Source organism: Rahnella sp. P4_A8 (assembly GCF_056402435.1).
Window position 1 is genome coordinate 129,724 of sequence record NZ_JBFUHK010000002.1, and the last position, 16,023, is coordinate 145,746.

Annotated in this window: 15 protein-coding genes; 3 read left to right on the forward strand and 12 right to left on the reverse strand. The window is 54.3% G+C overall.

Annotated features, from left to right (window positions below; translation table 11 throughout):
* Positions 1–2: 2 nt before the first annotated feature.
* The 9 genes from cvpA to AC1DUO_RS01720 form a co-directional block, all read right to left on the reverse strand.
* Positions 3–494, reverse strand: coding sequence for a colicin V production protein (gene cvpA / locus AC1DUO_RS01680; RefSeq protein WP_013574561.1), 492 nt, complete (start codon positions 492–494; stop codon positions 3–5).
* 347 nt (positions 495–841) lie between these two features.
* Positions 842–1,654, reverse strand: a complete 813-nt coding sequence (gene dedD / locus AC1DUO_RS01685) for a cell division protein DedD (protein WP_443529824.1) — start codon at positions 1,652–1,654, stop codon at positions 842–844.
* Entirely contained in the window at positions 1,644–2,930 is a 1,287-nt protein-coding gene (folC, locus tag AC1DUO_RS01690; RefSeq protein WP_013574559.1) for a bifunctional tetrahydrofolate synthase/dihydrofolate synthase, read from the reverse strand. Before folC ends, dedD begins: the two co-directional genes overlap by 11 nt.
* Positions 2,931–3,118: 188 nt before the next feature.
* Positions 3,119–4,033 carry an acetyl-CoA carboxylase, carboxyltransferase subunit beta gene (accD, locus tag AC1DUO_RS01695; protein WP_013574558.1) on the reverse strand — a complete coding sequence of 305 codons (915 nt, stop codon included), beginning with the start codon at positions 4,031–4,033 and terminating at the stop codon, positions 3,119–3,121.
* Positions 4,034–4,295: 262 nt separating this feature from the next.
* A complete protein-coding gene (locus tag AC1DUO_RS01700; protein ID WP_013574557.1) occupies positions 4,296–4,964 on the reverse strand; it encodes a DedA family protein in 669 nt (222 codons plus the stop codon).
* A 59-nt stretch (positions 4,965–5,023) separates the two neighbouring features.
* A complete protein-coding gene (gene truA / locus AC1DUO_RS01705; RefSeq protein WP_013574556.1) occupies positions 5,024–5,854 on the reverse strand; it encodes a tRNA pseudouridine(38-40) synthase TruA in 831 nt (276 codons plus the stop codon).
* A gap of 2 nt (positions 5,855–5,856) precedes the next feature.
* A complete protein-coding gene (locus AC1DUO_RS01710; protein ID WP_013574555.1) occupies positions 5,857–6,867 on the reverse strand; it encodes an aspartate-semialdehyde dehydrogenase in 1,011 nt (336 codons plus the stop codon).
* Between the two features lie 111 nt (positions 6,868–6,978).
* Complete coding sequence (pdxB, locus tag AC1DUO_RS01715) at positions 6,979–8,112, reverse strand: 4-phosphoerythronate dehydrogenase PdxB (RefSeq protein ID WP_112151215.1); 1,134 nt, start codon at positions 8,110–8,112, stop codon at positions 6,979–6,981.
* Positions 8,113–8,212: 100 nt separating this feature from the next.
* Complete coding sequence (locus tag AC1DUO_RS01720; protein WP_454843188.1) at positions 8,213–9,004, reverse strand: AraC family transcriptional regulator; 792 nt, start codon at positions 9,002–9,004, stop codon at positions 8,213–8,215.
* 128 nt (positions 9,005–9,132) lie between these two features.
* On the opposite strand from AC1DUO_RS01720, the gene AC1DUO_RS01725 reads away from it, so the two are divergent.
* Together AC1DUO_RS01725 and flk are read left to right on the forward strand one after the other, a co-directional pair.
* Positions 9,133–10,029, forward strand: a complete 897-nt coding sequence (locus AC1DUO_RS01725) for a DMT family transporter (RefSeq protein ID WP_013574552.1) — start codon at positions 9,133–9,135, stop codon at positions 10,027–10,029.
* A gap of 254 nt (positions 10,030–10,283) precedes the next feature.
* On the forward strand, positions 10,284–11,333 hold the full coding sequence (gene flk, locus AC1DUO_RS01730) for a flagella biosynthesis regulator Flk (protein ID WP_013574551.1): 1,050 nt from the start codon (positions 10,284–10,286) through the stop codon (positions 11,331–11,333).
* An 18-nt stretch (positions 11,334–11,351) separates the two neighbouring features.
* Here the strand turns inward: flk and AC1DUO_RS01735 are convergent, their stop codons facing one another.
* Entirely contained in the window at positions 11,352–11,804 is a 453-nt protein-coding gene (locus AC1DUO_RS01735; RefSeq protein ID WP_013574550.1) for a rhodanese-like domain-containing protein, read from the reverse strand.
* Between the two features lie 100 nt (positions 11,805–11,904).
* Between AC1DUO_RS01735 and pdxR the strand changes: the two genes are divergently transcribed.
* Positions 11,905–13,392, forward strand: coding sequence for a MocR-like pyridoxine biosynthesis transcription factor PdxR (gene pdxR / locus AC1DUO_RS01740; RefSeq protein ID WP_232829670.1), 1,488 nt, complete (start codon positions 11,905–11,907; stop codon positions 13,390–13,392).
* Here the strand turns inward: pdxR and AC1DUO_RS01745 are convergent.
* Together AC1DUO_RS01745 and AC1DUO_RS01750 are read right to left on the reverse strand one after the other, a co-directional pair.
* Positions 13,385–14,512 (reverse strand): SLC13 family permease, encoded by a 1,128-nt coding sequence (locus AC1DUO_RS01745; protein WP_455268816.1) that lies wholly within the window; start codon positions 14,510–14,512, stop codon positions 13,385–13,387. The two genes, pdxR and AC1DUO_RS01745, sit on opposite strands and share 8 nt — an antisense overlap.
* Before the next feature lie 17 nt (positions 14,513–14,529).
* Positions 14,530–16,002, reverse strand: coding sequence for a PepSY-associated TM helix domain-containing protein (locus AC1DUO_RS01750; protein WP_443567071.1), 1,473 nt, complete (start codon positions 16,000–16,002; stop codon positions 14,530–14,532).
* Between the last annotated feature and the right edge of the window lie 21 nt (positions 16,003–16,023).

Below are 16,023 nucleotides of genomic sequence, written 5' to 3' on the forward strand. Positions count from 1 at the left end.
AACTAAATATGTTTTGGCAAGAAACTCGACGTGCTCTGCAGGTAGTCAAAGAACCACCTGATGATATAACTGAACTGTGGGATCAACTGGGATTGTTTCCAGTCTTCACTTTGCGAAAAACCGGTAAAAGTATCGAGGAAGAACAGCATCGCGGAGACAATTAACACCCCGCGCAGTGCGCCGAAGCACACACCTAACACCCTGTCAGTGCCGGACAACCCGGTTCTTTCAACCAGTGAACCAATCACATAGTTGACAATTGCACCTACGATCAACGTCGCGATGAACAAGATGGCAATTGCGATCCCGTTTCGAACTAACTCATCTTCGAAACGTGTGAAGTAGATGGCGAGGTAAGGGTAATAATGGCTGGCAACAAAAAAGGCGCAAGCCCAGGTTACCAGCGATAAAGCCTCACGAACAAAGCCACGGATCAAACTGACTAAAGCAGAAAATCCGATAACCGCAATAATGACGTAATCAATCCAGACCATTAACTATTCCAGTGTCTAATCCAGTCACATCTGCCCCGGCATCCAGTTCGCGGCGAATTCTAACAGAAAAAGAAAACGTTTGCGTAGGGGAAATCAGCCGGTCAGACAAATTAATAATAGCGATTAAAAAAACCTCAATCGCAGCATAAACCTATAAAAATCCAACCAGAGGATCTTATAGAAAAAGGGCACAAATCGCTTGTGCCCTCCGTGGTATTTTTTATGTTTTAACGACTCCCTCCCCTGCGAAGGGGAGGGTTGGGGTGGGGTATTAATGGCAACGTTGAATCTGGCGTTGCCAGCTAAACCCCCTCCCCGCCTCCCCCTTCGCAGGGGGAGGAGCAAAGTCAGTGTGCGGAGTAAGCGCGAACCTGCCCACCCAATCCGCTCAGCTGTTGCAGTTGCGGAAGTGACGCTTCGAGTTTCTGCTTCGAGGCATCCGGGCCGACGTACAGGCGCGTGATCTGCCCCTGTACCGGTGTTGCAGGCACTGTGTAAGCACGGAAACCAGACAACCGCAGATTCGCCACAATCTCATTGGCTTTGGCGGCATTTTTCAATGCGCCAAGCTGCACCACATAAGACTGCCCTGTCGGCGCTTTTTCTGCCGGCGCAGCCTTCGGCTGTTCAACCGGTTTTGGCTGTTCAGCAACGGCCTTCGGCTGTTCAACCGGTTTTGGCTGTTCAGCAACGGCCTTCGGTTGTTCAACCGGTTTTGGCTGTTCGACCGGCTTAGGTTTCACCGTTGGCTTCGCTTCCACCATCGGTTTCGGTTCGATCACTTTGGGTTTTTGAGGAGCAGGCTGCACCGGTTTTTTCTGCTCAGGCAGTGTGGTGACCGGCGGCGCTTCTATCGTGGTATTACCCGGCGCCACATTGCCATGATTGGCGGCGTTGGTGTTATTGGCAGGACTTGTATCGTCCTGTTCACCATTCATCATCTGATCGGCACCTTCCGGCGGCTGAGCAGGCAAAGATTGCGTGACCGGTGGCACCGAGTCCTGTTCCTCAACATCACCCGGTTTTGGCACCAATGGAATAGACGCAAATTCGTCTTCGTAATGCTTTTTCTTGCCGTCGAGTAAACCAGGCAAAATGATGACACCCAGTGCCACCAGAATGACCGTCCCGACCAGACGATTTTGAAACTTACTTGCCACTGGTTTTCCCCGTGTCTATAGCATCCATTACGTGAGCTACGGTATGGAACGAGCCGCAGACAATCACAATATCCTGAGGAGCCGCCTCCTGCATAGCCTGTTTCCAGGCAGACTCCACATCATCAAACTGGCGCGCCTGCGGCAGATGGACGGTCAGTTCTTCGACACTGGCCCCGCGCGGGCCTTCCAGCGGCGCGCAATACCATTCATCCACCTGCGGCGACAGGCAAGCCAGCGTACCGGCAATATCTTTGTCTTTCAACATTCCGACGACGGCACGCACTTTGCCACCCTTTCGCGGCTGTTCCGCCAGACGTCCGGCCAGATACGCTGCCGCATGCGGATTGTGCGCGACATCCAGGATCAGCCTTGGCGATTCACTCACCGTCTGGAAACGTCCCGGCAAAGCAGCGCGCTGTAAACCGCTGCGCAACGCGGCTTCAGGGATATCCAGTGTTGAATAATGCAGTGCAGCCAGCGCGGTCGCGGCGTTAGCCAGCGGTACATTCGGCAACGGTAAACCTTCCAGCACGTTAACCTCATTACCTTCTTCCCGCGCTGCCCAGCGCCACTGTCCGGCATCCGCAGAAAAATGCCAGTTCACATCGCGGCGGTGTAAATCCGCATGTTTTTCCTGCGCAACCGCAGCAATGGATTGTGGCATATCCGGCTCACCCACCACGGCCGGTTTACCGGCGCGGAAAATACCGGCTTTTTCGCGGCCAATACTTTCGCGGTCAGATCCCAGCCAGTCGGTATGATCCAGCGCAATACTGGTGACGACAGCCACGCTGGCATCGACAATATTAGTCGCATCCAGACGACCGCCCAGCCCGACTTCAAGTATCACCACATCCAGCTTAGCCTGTTTAAACAGCTGCAACGCCGACAATGTGCCGTATTCAAAGTAGGTCAGCGAGATATCGCCACGGCCAGCCTCCAGCCCCGCAAAAGATTCGCAATGCGCAGATTCCGCTAATTCTTCCCCCTGAATACGGACACGTTCAGTGTAGCGCACCAGATGCGGGGAGCTGTAAACGCCCACACGGTAACCCGCCGCCATCAGGATGGATTCCAGCGTCGCGCAGGTGGTGCCTTTACCATTAGTTCCGGCCACGGTGAAAACCAGCGGCGCTGGCGTCAGTAAGTCGAGTTTGGCGGCAACCGCTTTGACCCGGTCAAGGCCAAGCTCAATAGCCTGAGAGTGGAGATGTTCAAGATAATAAAGCCACGTGGCCAAAGGCGACGTGGCTTGGGGAATAAGTTGATTTTGCATGAGTCCCGTTCAACCTTGTCAGGTTCACTTCGACACTACATCACCAGACTGTGACAGCAGGCAATGCCCTCTTTGTCAGATCACACCAACAGAGTAAAAGCACGGCTGTCTGTTTTGCAGAAAAACAGTGTGGGCGGCACAACACGCGGTGGCCGCCCGAATAACTGACCGGCGTTTACCCTGTTCGATCAGGCATCCTGGTTGTCAGCGGCAGAACCGTTGACAGCAACATGGACGTCAGCCACTTTCGGCTCCGGTTGCCCGGTCAGTTTCGCCAGAACGCTGCCCAGTTTGGCGCGCATTTCCGGACGACGTACGATCATATCAATCGCACCTTTTTCGATCAGGAATTCACTGCGCTGGAAGCCCGGCGGCAGTTTTTCACGAACGGTTTGCTCGATAACACGTGGACCGGCAAAACCGATCAGCGCCTTCGGCTCCGCGACGTTAATGTCACCCAGCATTGCCAGACTGGCAGAAACACCGCCCATCGTAGGGTCAGTCAGTACAGAAATGTATGGCAGGCCACGTTCCTGTAACTTCGCCAGTGCTGCACTGGTTTTCGCCATCTGCATCAGCGACATCAGCGCTTCCTGCATACGGGCGCCGCCACTGGCAGAGAAACAGACCAGCGGGCAGTTATCTTCCAGTGCCTGCTCAACGGCACGCACAAAACGTGCCCCCACGACGGACGCCATTGAACCGCCCATGAAAGCAAATTCAAACGATGCGACCACGATTGGCATGCCAAACAGCGTACCTTTCATGACGACCATGGCGTCTTTTTCGTTGGTTTCTTTTTGTGCTGCAACCAGACGATCTTTGTATTTCTTGGAATCTTTAAACTTCAGAACATCTTTAGGCTCAAGCTCACTGCCTAACTCAATCTCACTGCCCTCGTCCATGAAAGTGGACAGACGCATACGCGCGGTAAGGCGCATATGGTGGTCGCACTTAGGGCACACCATGAGATTGCGCTCAAGCTCGGCGCGGTAAAGGACCTGCCCGCAGCTGTCACATTTAGTCCAGACGCCCTCAGGAATACTTGCCTTACGGGTTTGCGAGTCAGTGCTCTTACTAAGAATTCGTTCAATCCAGCTCATCGATAACCTTTCTGTTTGAACCCGGCCGAAGCCAGTCCGCTGTTCATGCTGTAACAAGTCCCCTGAAACCTACCCAAAATCGCCTGTGTACGGGGTGATAAAAAACCTCACACACCGCGCCACAGAAGGGTTGTTCGCAGGAACAGACCATAAATTGTCGCTCATTAAACCATAACGGCCAGACACTGTGGATAAAAAACTGGTCCTACCCTCAGGTTTAATGCCTTAAATTTTAAAGCGCTTGCGTAAAAAACGTACGGAATTAATCCTGTTGACGCTTTTCTTTGGCCGCTGCGCGTTTGTGCCGCCAGATTTCAATCACACCCGGCAGGATGGAAACCACAATGATTGCCACGATCAGTAATTTCAGATTTTCCTGAACAATCGGCAGATCGCCGAAAAGGTAGCCAGCATAGGTAAATAACAGCACCCAAACCAGTGCACCAATCACGTTATACGCAGCGAAATGGCGGTAAGACATATGCCCCATACCGGCCACAAACGGTGCAAACGTGCGGACGATCGGCACGAAGCGCGCAAGAATAATCGTTTTGCCGCCATGTTTCTCGTAAAACTTATGCGTCTTGTCCAAATAACTGCGACGGAAAATCTTTGAATCAGGATTACTGAACAGACGTTCACCAAAGACCCGTCCGATAGTGTAGTTCACCGCATCGCCGAGTATCGCCGCAATCGCCATCAGGAACGCCATCAGATGAACGTTCATGTCGTTGCCCGGCAACGCCGCCAGCGCACCTGCTACGAACAATAATGAGTCACCCGGCAGGAAAGGTGTCACCACCAGACCGGTTTCGCAGAACAAAATCAGGAATAAAATGCCGTAAACCCAGATGCCATACTGCGCAACCAGCTCCGCTAAATGCACATCAATATGCAAAATAAAATCAATGACAAAGTGAATAAAACCCATTTGATTTTCCACCTCTTTCCGGTTTAACAGCCCATTTAAACAATCGCTTGATCCGTTCCTTAATCTTCGAGGAACAGGGGTCCCATATTCACCTGAGGCAGCGCAAATTTCTCAGGGTAATCCACGCAGACCAGATATAACCCTTCAGGCTTGCCCGTAGCTGCCGCAAGATTGCGATCTTTCGCTGCCAGTAGCTCCCCCATCCAGCCAACAGGCTGATTACCGGCACCGATTTCCACCAGGCTACCCACGATGTTGCGCACCATGTGATGAACAAACGCATTAGCCTTGATATCGACCACCACATAGCTGCCGTGACGGCTCACATTCACATGCATCACATAACGCCACGGCGTACGCGACTGGCACTGTGATGCACGAAAAGACGTGAAATCGTTCTCACCCAGCAACGCCTGACCGGCAAGCTGCATTTTTTCGACGTCGAGCGGCATGTGAACATGGGTCACGCCGGCATGCAAAATCGCTGAACGGTAACGGTTGTTATAAATAACGTATCGATACCGGCGGGCGGTGGCGCTGAAACGGGCATGAAAATCCTCGCCCACATTCGCACACCAGCGCACAGCGATATCTTTGGGCAAATGGGTATTCACCCCCATCGTCCACGCCGCGTCTTTGCGCAGCACCGGCGTGTCGAAATGCACCACCTGCCCCGTTGCGCTGACGCCTGCGTCTGTACGCCCGGCGCAAAACACGACGATCGGTGCATTGGCCACACGGCTCAGTGCTTTTTCCAGACACTCCTGCACGCTGGCGACGCCCTGCTGACGCTGCCAGCCAAAATAGGCACTGCCGTCATATTCAATGCCTAACGCCACACGTCCGGCAACCGGTGCGGTGCTGACGTCAGCGATCACTTCATCGGACATAATCAGTACCAGTACTCGTTAATCAGCTTCTCTGCGGTTTCCACCGCCATCAGTGCGCCGCCAAAACGGACGTTGTCAGCCACTGACCAGAATTGCAGTAACTCAGGAATGCCGTAGTCATTACGGATACAACCGATGCTCAGATTGGCATTACCGGACGCATCGCTGACCTGCGTCGGGAAATCATCTTCATCGCTCAGATTAATATCATCAATGCGTTCGAGTTCAGCGCGCGCTTCTTCCGCTGACAGCGGACGCAAACCTTCCATATGAACCACCTGCGCGTGACCGTAAAACACCGGCGACTGCACGCAACTGACAGAAATCGGCAGCCCATCGTCCTGCAACACTTTGCGAACCTGATCCACCAGACGGCGTTCCTGACGCACACTGCCCTCTTCATCACTGACCAGCGGTAACAGGTTAAACGCCAGTTGTTTGCTGAAAATGCCTTCTTCTGCCGGAATGCCGTTCAGCAGACGGGCGCTTTGCCCGGCCAGATCGTCAACCGCGGCTTTGCCCAGCGCAGAAACGGAAAGCAAAGAAGTGACATGCAGACGCGACAAACCGGCCTGTTCGGTCAGTGGTTTGATGGCGGTCAGCAGTTGGCTGGTCAGGCTGTCGGCCACGGCCACGATATTGCGGTTGCGGTAATGAGACAGTGCGTCAGGGTTCACGCCCGGCACCACCAGAGGAATATCGTGTTCAAGAGAGAACAGGCCGCTGCTGTCGATGACCAGACAGCCCTGATTTGCCGCTTCTTCGGCATACAAGGCAGAAGCCTCAGAACCCGCAACAAAGAACGCCAGTTGGACCTGCGACCAGTCGAACTCAGATGCCTGTTGTACGCGCAGACTTTTGCCGTTAAAACGCACGGTCTTACCGGCGCTGCGTTCACTTGCCAGCGGGAAGAGCTCACCAACCGGGAACTGACGATCAGCCAATAATTCCAGTAACGCATCACCGACTGCGCCCGTTGCGCCAAGCAGCGCAATATTCCAGCCATCAGACATGTTGGTATTCTCCAGAAAATAAAAGTACAAAATACAAGGGGCGATGATGATCACCGCCCTGTTTGCAAACGTGTTATCGCACCACTCGCGGCGAAAAAACTTAAGGCCGTTTTAAGCAGTGGCTAACTGGCTGTTAAAGCCCAGTTTTTTCAACACACCGGCGGTCGCCGCATCGTCGCAAATCACCCGTAAAGATGACCACTCACGACGTTCTTCATAGAACTTACGCAGCTTGTCGAATTCGCCCGGTTTTCCGGCGACACGGCGCAAAGGCCGGTCATCGCGGCGCACATCATACACTAAGTGAATAAGACGCAGCAGTTTGGCTTCGCTCAGCGCGCCACTCAGCGTCACTTCGGCAAATTCAGGCGCAGGGAGTAATGATTCCGGCGGCACCGTTTGTGGCTGACCGATAAACTGACTGAATGCTTCGAACACCTGTGTGGTGCCGCGTGCTTTCCCTTCCAGGCTGTAACCGGCGATATGTGCCGTGCCGATAGCAACTTTATCCAGCAACGCTAACGACAAATCAGGTTCCGGTTCCCAGACATCCAGCACAGCCGTCAGTTTTTTGCTGCCATTCAGTGCGTCGAGCAGCGCGGCGTTATCCACCACCTCACCACGACAGGCGTTAATGAGGATCCGGTCAGCGGGCAGACGCGCCAGTAAATCCGCATCCACCAGATGATGTGTGGCATAAGGGCCGGACATATTCAGCGGCGTATGGAACGTCAGGATATCGGCTTCAGCGACCAGCTTCTCAAGCGGCCAGAATTCACCGGCATCACCCCGATCGGCTCGCGGCGGATCGCACAATAACGTGCGTACACCCAGCGCTTCAAGGCGGGTATTCAGACGTGAACCGACGTTACCGACACCAATGATCCCGACCGTTTTATCGCGCAGATGGAAACCGTCGCGCTGAGCAAGGATCAGCAAGGATGAGAAAACATATTCCACCACGGCAATGGCATTACAGCCGGGCGCGGCCGAGAAACCAATCCCTGCGCTGGCAAGCCATGCATCATCAACGTGATCGGTGCCCGCCGTGGCGGTACCCACAAATTTCACCGGTTTTCCCGCCAGCAAACTTTCGTTCACTTTGGTCACAGACCGCACCATCAACGCATCGGCATCATTCAGGGCATCTTGCGGGATAGGACGGCCAGGTACGGCCTGCACGTTCCCCAACCGGCTAAAAAGCTCGACGGCATACGGCATATTTTCATCAACCAGGATTTTCACGTTTGTCTCCGGCAGCATGGCCTAAAGAAAGAATAGAAAATAAAGAGGGCATTGATTTTGCCACGATACCGGGCCAGATCCCAACTTTCAGGGCACAGGTTTACCTGTCGTTACGAAAACGCTGCGGCGTGGTGCCGGAAACCTGCTGGAACATGGCGATAAATGCCGAAGACGAGCTGTAGCCCAGATCAAGCGCGACTTCCTGCACCGTTTTCCCCTGCTCCAGCAATGAGACCGAATGCAGGAAACGCAACCGCTGACGCCATTGGGCAAAACTCATCCCCAGTTCCTGCTGGCAACGCCGCGACAATGTTCGTTCGGTGGTATACACCTGCTTCGCCCATTGCGCCAGCGACGTATTATCCGCCGGGTTTTTCTCCAGTGCGCTCAGAACGGGGGCCAGTAATTTATTTTCCGATGTGGGTAAATAAGTGTTCTGACGGGGTGCCAGACTGATTTGATCCAATAAAACGCGGCACATACGCAGATCCGTTTCACTCTGCGGCTCGGTCATATTCCGTGAGAAACAGTCATCAGCAATGGCGTTAAAAATGGCCGTCGGCGTCAGCAGGCAAGGCCCGGCGGGCAGATGGGTATCCAGCTCAGGCGCGATATCAATGACGCAAAAACGCGTGGTTTTACGGTTATAGCTTGAATGCTCAACCCCTGCGGGCACCCAGATAGCGAATTCACGCGGGGCCAGATAACGCTGTCCGGCCACGCGCATGGCAAGAACGCCGGATTTCACGCAGATAATCTGGCTCCACAGATGTGAATGCTCAACATACTCAGAATTTCCCTCCACAATTTCCCCGCGAAAAAGCAGGGTCACCGGCATCTTTTCCGGTAACGGCGGGTAATATCGGGGCAAAGAACTACGGGGCGCGGGCATAAATACCTTTTGTCTGTGAGCAACACGAGGATTGTCTGAATTACGCGATCAGTTGTCTGATTATCGTTATATATAACAAATAAGACAACCGTACACTGACGTGACGATTTACTCAGGAATAATATTCAATGAATGTGCTCTTTCCCCTGCTCGCCGTCCTGATCTGGTCGCTGAATGCTGTTGTCAGCAAAGCCTCGGCCAGCGCGATTGATCCTGCCGCCATTTCGTTCTACCGCTGGCTTCTGGCATTGCTGACGCTGACGCCTTTCGTTCTGCCCGGCATGCTGCGCAACCTTCAGGTGGTGAAACAATACGGGTGGAAACTGCTGATCCTCGGCCTGTTGGGCATGGTGCTGTATCAGAGTCTGGCTTACTACGCCGCACACAGCGTCAGCGCACTGTTTATGGGTATCCTGAATTCACTCATCCCGCTGCTGACCGTGCTGATTGGCCTGTTTGTGCTCAGTGTGGTCCCGACAGTAGGTGTGGCGCTGGGCAGTATTATTTCCCTCGGCGGTTTAGTCTGGCTGGTCAGTGCCGGGGATCCGGCGCAGTTGCTGCAACACGGCATCGGCACGGGCGAACTGATGATGTTTGCGGCTTCGGCCTCCTACGCGCTGTATGGCGTGCTCACCAAACGCTGGGCGATCCCGCTGCCGAACTGGCAGTCGTTGTATGTGCAGATCATTTTCGGCGTTTTATTGCTGCTGCCCAACTTCCTGCTCGCGAAGGATGTCAGCCTGACGGCACATAATATTCCGCTGGTGCTTTTCGCGGGGATCCCGGCGTCAATTATTGCGCCATTTTTGTGGATCCAGGGTGTGATCCGTTTGGGTGCCAATAAAGCGTCGATTTTCATGAATCTGTCGCCGATTTTCACTGCGGTCATCGCCGTACTGTTTCTGCACGAACAGTTGCACAGCTACCATCTGATTGGCGGAGGTATCACGCTTGCCGGGGTCATTCTGGCACAGCGTTTGCGAAAGCCGCTGTTCACCCGTAGCGCGTCCGCGAAACAAAAATAAATTCTCTCAATCGTATGCCATCCTCACTGAAGAGGGTGGCGCCTTCCCTCCACTTTCTGCTTTCGCGCCCCGCCAGACGTTTTTAGCGGCTGTTTTAGGAAACAATATCCTGAAGAATCTTTCTCAGCCTGCTATTCACTGTGTCGATTAAAACACTTTGCAGGTATGATGAGGCGCTTCCGCGCTCTGCGCCGTGCTTTTTACTTATCATTGAGTTTAAGCGACGTTTTAAATTTCCAGCGAAGGACGGTGATATGCAACCTTTGAGCGGCCCGGGCATGCCGGTTGGCGACAACAGAACACAACCCCAGGGTCAGACCGTTCCGGCTAAAGCAGGTACTGAGCTGCCATTAACGCCGGTACAGCGCACCACGCTGGAAAAACTGATCGTCAAACTGATGGCACTCACGCCAATCAAATCTGCTGAGATCTGGGCCAATTTGCGCCACGATCTTGCGTTGCCTCACGGTGCAGAAATCACCTCACAGCAATTCCCGCAGGCCGAAGCGCTGTTGCAGGGAAAACTCTCGCAGGCGCAGGACAGCCATGCCTCACGCCAGCTGATGCTGCAACTGACTGAGCTGCTGCCGCAGGGTAATAACCGGCAGGCGGTGAGCGATTTTATCCGCCAGAATTTCGGTCATACCGTACTGAGTCAGCTGACGCATCCGCAGTTGCAACAGGTGCTGGATCTGATCCAGACCCGTCAGATGAATATCCCGCAGCCCCAGCAGACGCCGGTCACCGATCGTCCGTTGCTGCCTGCCGAACACAACAGCCTGCAACAGCTTGTCACCCGCCTCAGTGCAGCCACTGGCGAAGCCCCGGTGAAAGTCTGGCAGGAACTGTTTACCCTGGTTGGCGTGAAAGTGGGCGAACCTATACCGGCGAAGCATTTTCAGGTGCTCAGCCAGTTTATGCAGGTGAAAGCGTCACTGAGCCAGCAGACCACCGCACCGACGCTGACCACATTGCTGAGCGTGCTCAAGCAACCGGCCAGCACCCATGAAATTCATCAGCTAACGGAATACGCCGAAAACCGTTTCAGTGCGACGCTTTCCACGCCGCTGACGCAGGTTCAGGTCAGTGATCTGATTGGTGTGCTGTTCAGCCAGCGGGTTGACCGTTCTCCACGCGCCGATGATACAGACGATACATTCACCACCGTGACACGGACCGATCCTCAACCGATCATGAATCCGTTTATCGCGATGTTGCCGCCGTCCATGCAGGCGATGGGCGGCAAGCCGCTGTTGTTTATCGCGTTCGTGGTGGTCGTACTGCTGTTGTGGTTGCTGTTTTAATCCTGCAATAACGCCTTATCAACAACCGCAATCTGGCGGCATTTGTTCCCGTGAATACTGTCCGCGTTCTTCACCTGGCGTAACCGGGTGCTGATCGCGGATCCAGAAATCCAGCCCGCCAATCATTTCCTTTACCCTGAATCCAAGTTTCGCCAGTTTATACGCGCCCTGCGTTGAACCGTTGCAGCCGATTCCGTCGCAATACGTCACGTACACCACGTCTTTGCTAAGTTCGCGGGTGCTTTCTGCTGTCATCAGTTTATGCGGAAAACTGACCGCGCCCGGCACATGGCCGCGTGCATAATGTTCAGCAGAACGGGTATCAATAACCACAATTGCGCTCACACCGTTTTGTAAATCCGCCGCGACATCGGCGGCATCAGTATAAAAACTCAGTTTCGACAACAAATACGCAGCACTGATTTCAGGTGACGGTGGTGCGAATCCCAAAACATAAGACTCTTGTTGCATAAACGCTTCCTCATTAAGTGATATGGCTGAAAACAGTTCCATCATCGCTGTTTTTGGTCTTATGATTAATGCCAATTTCAAGCCGATGATAAGACCCATTATGCCAGCACTGTCTCAGCCCTCTGCACTGATTACGCTTTTCGAAAACACAGCGACCAACGGTTCAGGCGCTGCGGCAGGTTTGCGTGACCGGCTGTGTGCTGCGTTGCGGCAGGCCATCAATTCCGGCGCGCTGGCTGGCGGAGAACGCTTGCCCTCTTCCCGCATTCTGGCCTGTGATCTGAAACTCTCACGGGTGACCGTGGAAGCCGCCTACGCGCAGGCAGAAGCGGAGGGTTATCTTCAGCGCCATACCGGCAAAGGCACCTTTGTCAGCCAGTCACTGCCCCGCGCTCCGTCCTCCCGAAACAGTAAAGTCATCCCACCGGGATTGGCGGGATTGTCAGCGCGCGGAGAGAAAATTGTCGCCACCGGCGGTTGTCGTGATCCGCAATCGCCCGTCGCCTTTGCAGCCGGTTCGCCTGATCTGCGCGCCTTCCCGCTGAAAATCTGGAAGCAAATTAGCGCCAGACAACTGCGGACTCAGGGCGAACGTCTGCTGGGATATGGCGACCCGCAAGGGTATTTGCCGTTGCGCGAGGTGCTGGCCAGCTATCTTCAGCAGTCACGCGGGGTCATTTGCAGCGCTGAACACATCCTGATCACCACCAGTTCTCAGCAGGCATTACAACTGCTGGCGATGCTGCTGATTGATCCGGCTGATAGGGTTTGGGTTGAGCAGCCGGGATATCCGGGCGCCCGCAACGCGTTTGCCAGTGCCGGAGCCGACATTTGCGCCATTGCGGTGGATGAGCAGGGAATGGCGCCGGAAGCTGATTCACCCGTGCCACGCCTTATGTACCTGACACCATCACACCATTACCCGACCGGTGTCAGCCTGAGTTTGTCACGCCGTTTACACCTGCTCGAATACGCGAAACGTCACAACAGCTGGATCATCGAAGATGATTATGACAGCGAACTGCATTACGACGGGCGACCGCTTCCGGCCATGCAGGGACTGGATAAACATCAGCGGGTTATTTATGTGGGGACGTTCTCGAAAGTTTTATTTCCGTCTTTGCGGCTGGCCTATGCCGTATTACCGCCTGCGCTGGTGGCGCCAATGGTGATGATGCGCACCGTGAATGACGGCCATTCTTCGCAACTGATGCAGGCCGTCACGGCGGAATTTATGCAGGCCGGGCATTTCGCTTCACATCTGCGCTTGTCACGTCAGCTTTACCATAGCCGCCGTGATCATCTGCTGGCGCAAATTAAGCAAAAGATTGAATGGCTGACACCTCAGGTGGCAGCCGGAGGGCTACAGCTCGCTGCCCGTCTGCCTGCCGGGCAGGAACCGCATTTCAGCGCCCTTGCCGCACAGGCTGGCGTTGAGACGCCACGGCTTTCACCTTTGTTTACCGCCAGCGCCGGTGTAGTGACACGACATCAGGACGGCTGGCTGCTGGGGTTTTCAGCATTAACCCCCGCTGAAATCACCGCCGCCGTGAACCGTCTGGCTTCGCTGCAGGTGCCCGTCATTTAACAAACAGCGTCAGCAATAGCCAGCCCGTGATGCCGCTGAACAGCAGGAACGGGAAAGAGTAATAGTGAAACCGCAGCCAGATCTTTTTGTCATTCGCCATGCGTAACGCGATGAGATTGGCCAATGAGCCTATCGCCAGCCCGAAACCGCCGGCATTGACGGCATAAGCCAGCAGCGGCCCGGAAGGTAAATAGTTGATCATCAGGATCGTCGCAGGCACATTGCTGATCACCTGAGAAAGCCCGATGCTCAGCAGATAATGTCCGTAATCTGGCAAGCTATGAATGTGGGTAAACGCAGGCTGCAGGGCATTCAACCCGACCAGTAAACGCACATCGATAAACATCACGATAAACACCAGGATCAGCGGCCAGTCGATACGCAGCAGAACATTCCGCGCCAGCAATAAAAAGCACAGGATCACCGCCAGCAACCCATACAACGCCAGCCCCAGATCGACACAGGCAATAAACACCACGTAAAGGACGACGCAGCTTACCAGCAGACGCTTGCGGAAAGGGTATCCCTGATTGTTCTCAATCTTTTTCAGGCTATGCGACGGAAAACAAAACCAGGTCACCAGCAATAATGCAGCCAGGGTTATCAGCGCCAGCGGTGTCATCTGCCCGATAAAATGCAGGAACGACTGACCGGATTTATTCCATAGCAGGATATTTTGCGGATTACCGATCGGCGTAAGCAGCGAACCGCCATTTACCGCCAGCGCTTCAAATATAATCAGCCGCGTCACCGGCAACGACGTCAGTTTCTTCAGCGTGATCGTCAGCGGAATCACGATGAACAGTGCGACGTCATTGGTCATAAACGTGGACAGCAGCGCCGCCGCAGTGACCAGAAACAGCGCCAGCCGCCGCTCATTGTCGATGGCGTTAATCATCTTACGGCCAACAAAATCAAAATAACCGCTGACCTCAACGCCCTTGGTCAGCATCAGCAAACCCAGCAAAGTGACGATCGTGTCCCAGTCCACAAACTGCGGGAACCGGCTGATTTTCTCCGGCTGGAACAGGGTCAGAATGACGCCAAGCAGGATTAACAGATGCAAAAATCTGTCACGTAAAAAAGGCTTCAATACAGAGCCAGATGCCGCCATCAACATGTTTTTTTCTTCTCTGATCAGAATGCGCTGACGTTACCCGAAGAATTTCGCCGCTGCCAGCGGATAACATCGATCAGCATAAAAATAAGTAAACTCGCGCCCATTACTGGCAATGAAATTGCCAGACCGAGCGTGATCACCAAAATCGGGCATTGCAGGCTGAACGGCACCGACGTCCAGGTTTGTAGCAGAGTAACAACCGGATGACTACCGTCATTGCTGACAGTTCTTCGCAGCCACCACAGGCGATATCCCCAGGCAATCATCACGCAAAGTCCGACACCAAAAATCACCAGGATGGCCTGATTCCAGACGCCGAACAGAATCCCCATATGTGCATCCACGCCCCAGCGGGTGAGTTTGGCGAGCAACGGGAAATCAGCAAAACGCACGTGATCGACAATCTGCATTGAACGGGGATCGACGGACACCGCATCCACCTGCGTCGGCCAGCGGCGATCAACTTCCGTCACCGTCCAGGCTTTCTCCGCACTATACGTTGGACGGATTTCAATCTTGTTCGCCGCAATGCCAGACTCACGCGCCGCCTGTACCACTGCATCAAAAGTCTGTGCAGAAACAGCGACGGCTTGCGGCACAGCAGGCATTTTATGCGCAGACATATCCATTCCCGGCATATCAGGCATGTCTGCCATCTGCGCATGATGTTCCGCATGTTCATCCGCAGGTGCAGCGACCGCCTGCGGATCCAGACTGGTTTTCACGGCAGGCGTCATCCAGCCCATATACGCGCGCAGCACACCGATATTGTCACCCGCCCATTGCGACCACGTCAGGCCGGTAGCGGAGAAGAACAGTAAGCCAGCCAGTAAACACAGGCCGAGCGAGCTGTGCCAGCGGCGGCTGTGCTGCTGTTTTTCCGCTTTCCCGCTGACCTTACGCAACTGGCGGGGTTGACGGCGGCCAGTGAACCAGAGCACGACGCCGCCCAATGCCGCTACCCACAACCAGGAGGCGGCAAGTTCGCTGTAAATACGCCCCGCATCACCGAGTAGTAAGCCGCGATGTAAATCATCCAGCCAGGTGCGGAACGGCAAAATGCCGCTGGTGCCGTACACCGTCATGTCCCCTTTCACCGCCAGCGTCACCGGATCGATGAAAATCGCCCGGCTTTTGGAGGCGCCCAGTTGCGGATCAGAAAACATGACCCGGGTGGTCTCACCGGCAGACGGAGCCGGTCTGACCGCATAAATCTGTCTATCCTGGCCGGTTACGTTTAGCGCCGCATCAATCTGTCGGGAAAGCGGCTGCGGTTCACCGTGTGAGGAGGTGAAGAGCGCATCAGAATAGAGATGATTTTCGAACTGAGGGGTCAGCACATACAACGTACCGGTGAGTGCCGCGACAAAAATAAACGGTCCGACGAACAGGCCAATGTAAAAATGCACGCGGCGCAGCAACGCCAGAAAGGCCACTCGTGCAGGCATTTTTTTACCCGCGCTGGCAGGCAGGTTTGCAGGTTGATTCATAAATCTGATTTCCTGAATTTC

What these genes read in the sequence shown, in the direction of transcription:
- cvpA (WP_013574561.1), bottom strand. Translation starts at nt 494, where the DNA reads ATGGTCTGGATTGATTACGTCATTATTGCGGTTATCGGATTTTCTGCT.
- folC (WP_013574559.1), bottom strand. Translation starts at nt 2,930, where the DNA reads ATGCAAAATCAACTTATTCCCCAAGCCACGTCGCCTTTGGCCACGTGG.
- accD (WP_013574558.1), bottom strand. Translation starts at nt 4,033, where the DNA reads ATGAGCTGGATTGAACGAATTCTTAGTAAGAGCACTGACTCGCAAACC.
- AC1DUO_RS01700 (WP_013574557.1), bottom strand. Translation starts at nt 4,964, where the DNA reads ATGGGTTTTATTCACTTTGTCATTGATTTTATTTTGCATATTGATGTG.
- truA (WP_013574556.1), bottom strand. Translation starts at nt 5,854, where the DNA reads ATGTCCGATGAAGTGATCGCTGACGTCAGCACCGCACCGGTTGCCGGA.
- AC1DUO_RS01710 (WP_013574555.1), bottom strand. Translation starts at nt 6,867, where the DNA reads ATGTCTGATGGCTGGAATATTGCGCTGCTTGGCGCAACGGGCGCAGTC.
- AC1DUO_RS01720 (WP_454843188.1), bottom strand. Translation starts at nt 9,004, where the DNA reads ATGCCCGCGCCCCGTAGTTCTTTGCCCCGATATTACCCGCCGTTACCG.
- AC1DUO_RS01725 (WP_013574552.1), top strand. Translation starts at nt 9,133, where the DNA reads ATGAATGTGCTCTTTCCCCTGCTCGCCGTCCTGATCTGGTCGCTGAAT.
- flk (WP_013574551.1), top strand. Translation starts at nt 10,284, where the DNA reads ATGCAACCTTTGAGCGGCCCGGGCATGCCGGTTGGCGACAACAGAACA.
- AC1DUO_RS01735 (WP_013574550.1), bottom strand. Translation starts at nt 11,804, where the DNA reads ATGCAACAAGAGTCTTATGTTTTGGGATTCGCACCACCGTCACCTGAA.
- pdxR (WP_232829670.1), top strand. Translation starts at nt 11,905, where the DNA reads ATGCCAGCACTGTCTCAGCCCTCTGCACTGATTACGCTTTTCGAAAAC.
- AC1DUO_RS01745 (WP_455268816.1), bottom strand. Translation starts at nt 14,512, where the DNA reads ATGTTGATGGCGGCATCTGGCTCTGTATTGAAGCCTTTTTTACGTGAC.
- AC1DUO_RS01750 (WP_443567071.1), bottom strand. Translation starts at nt 16,002, where the DNA reads ATGAATCAACCTGCAAACCTGCCTGCCAGCGCGGGTAAAAAAATGCCT.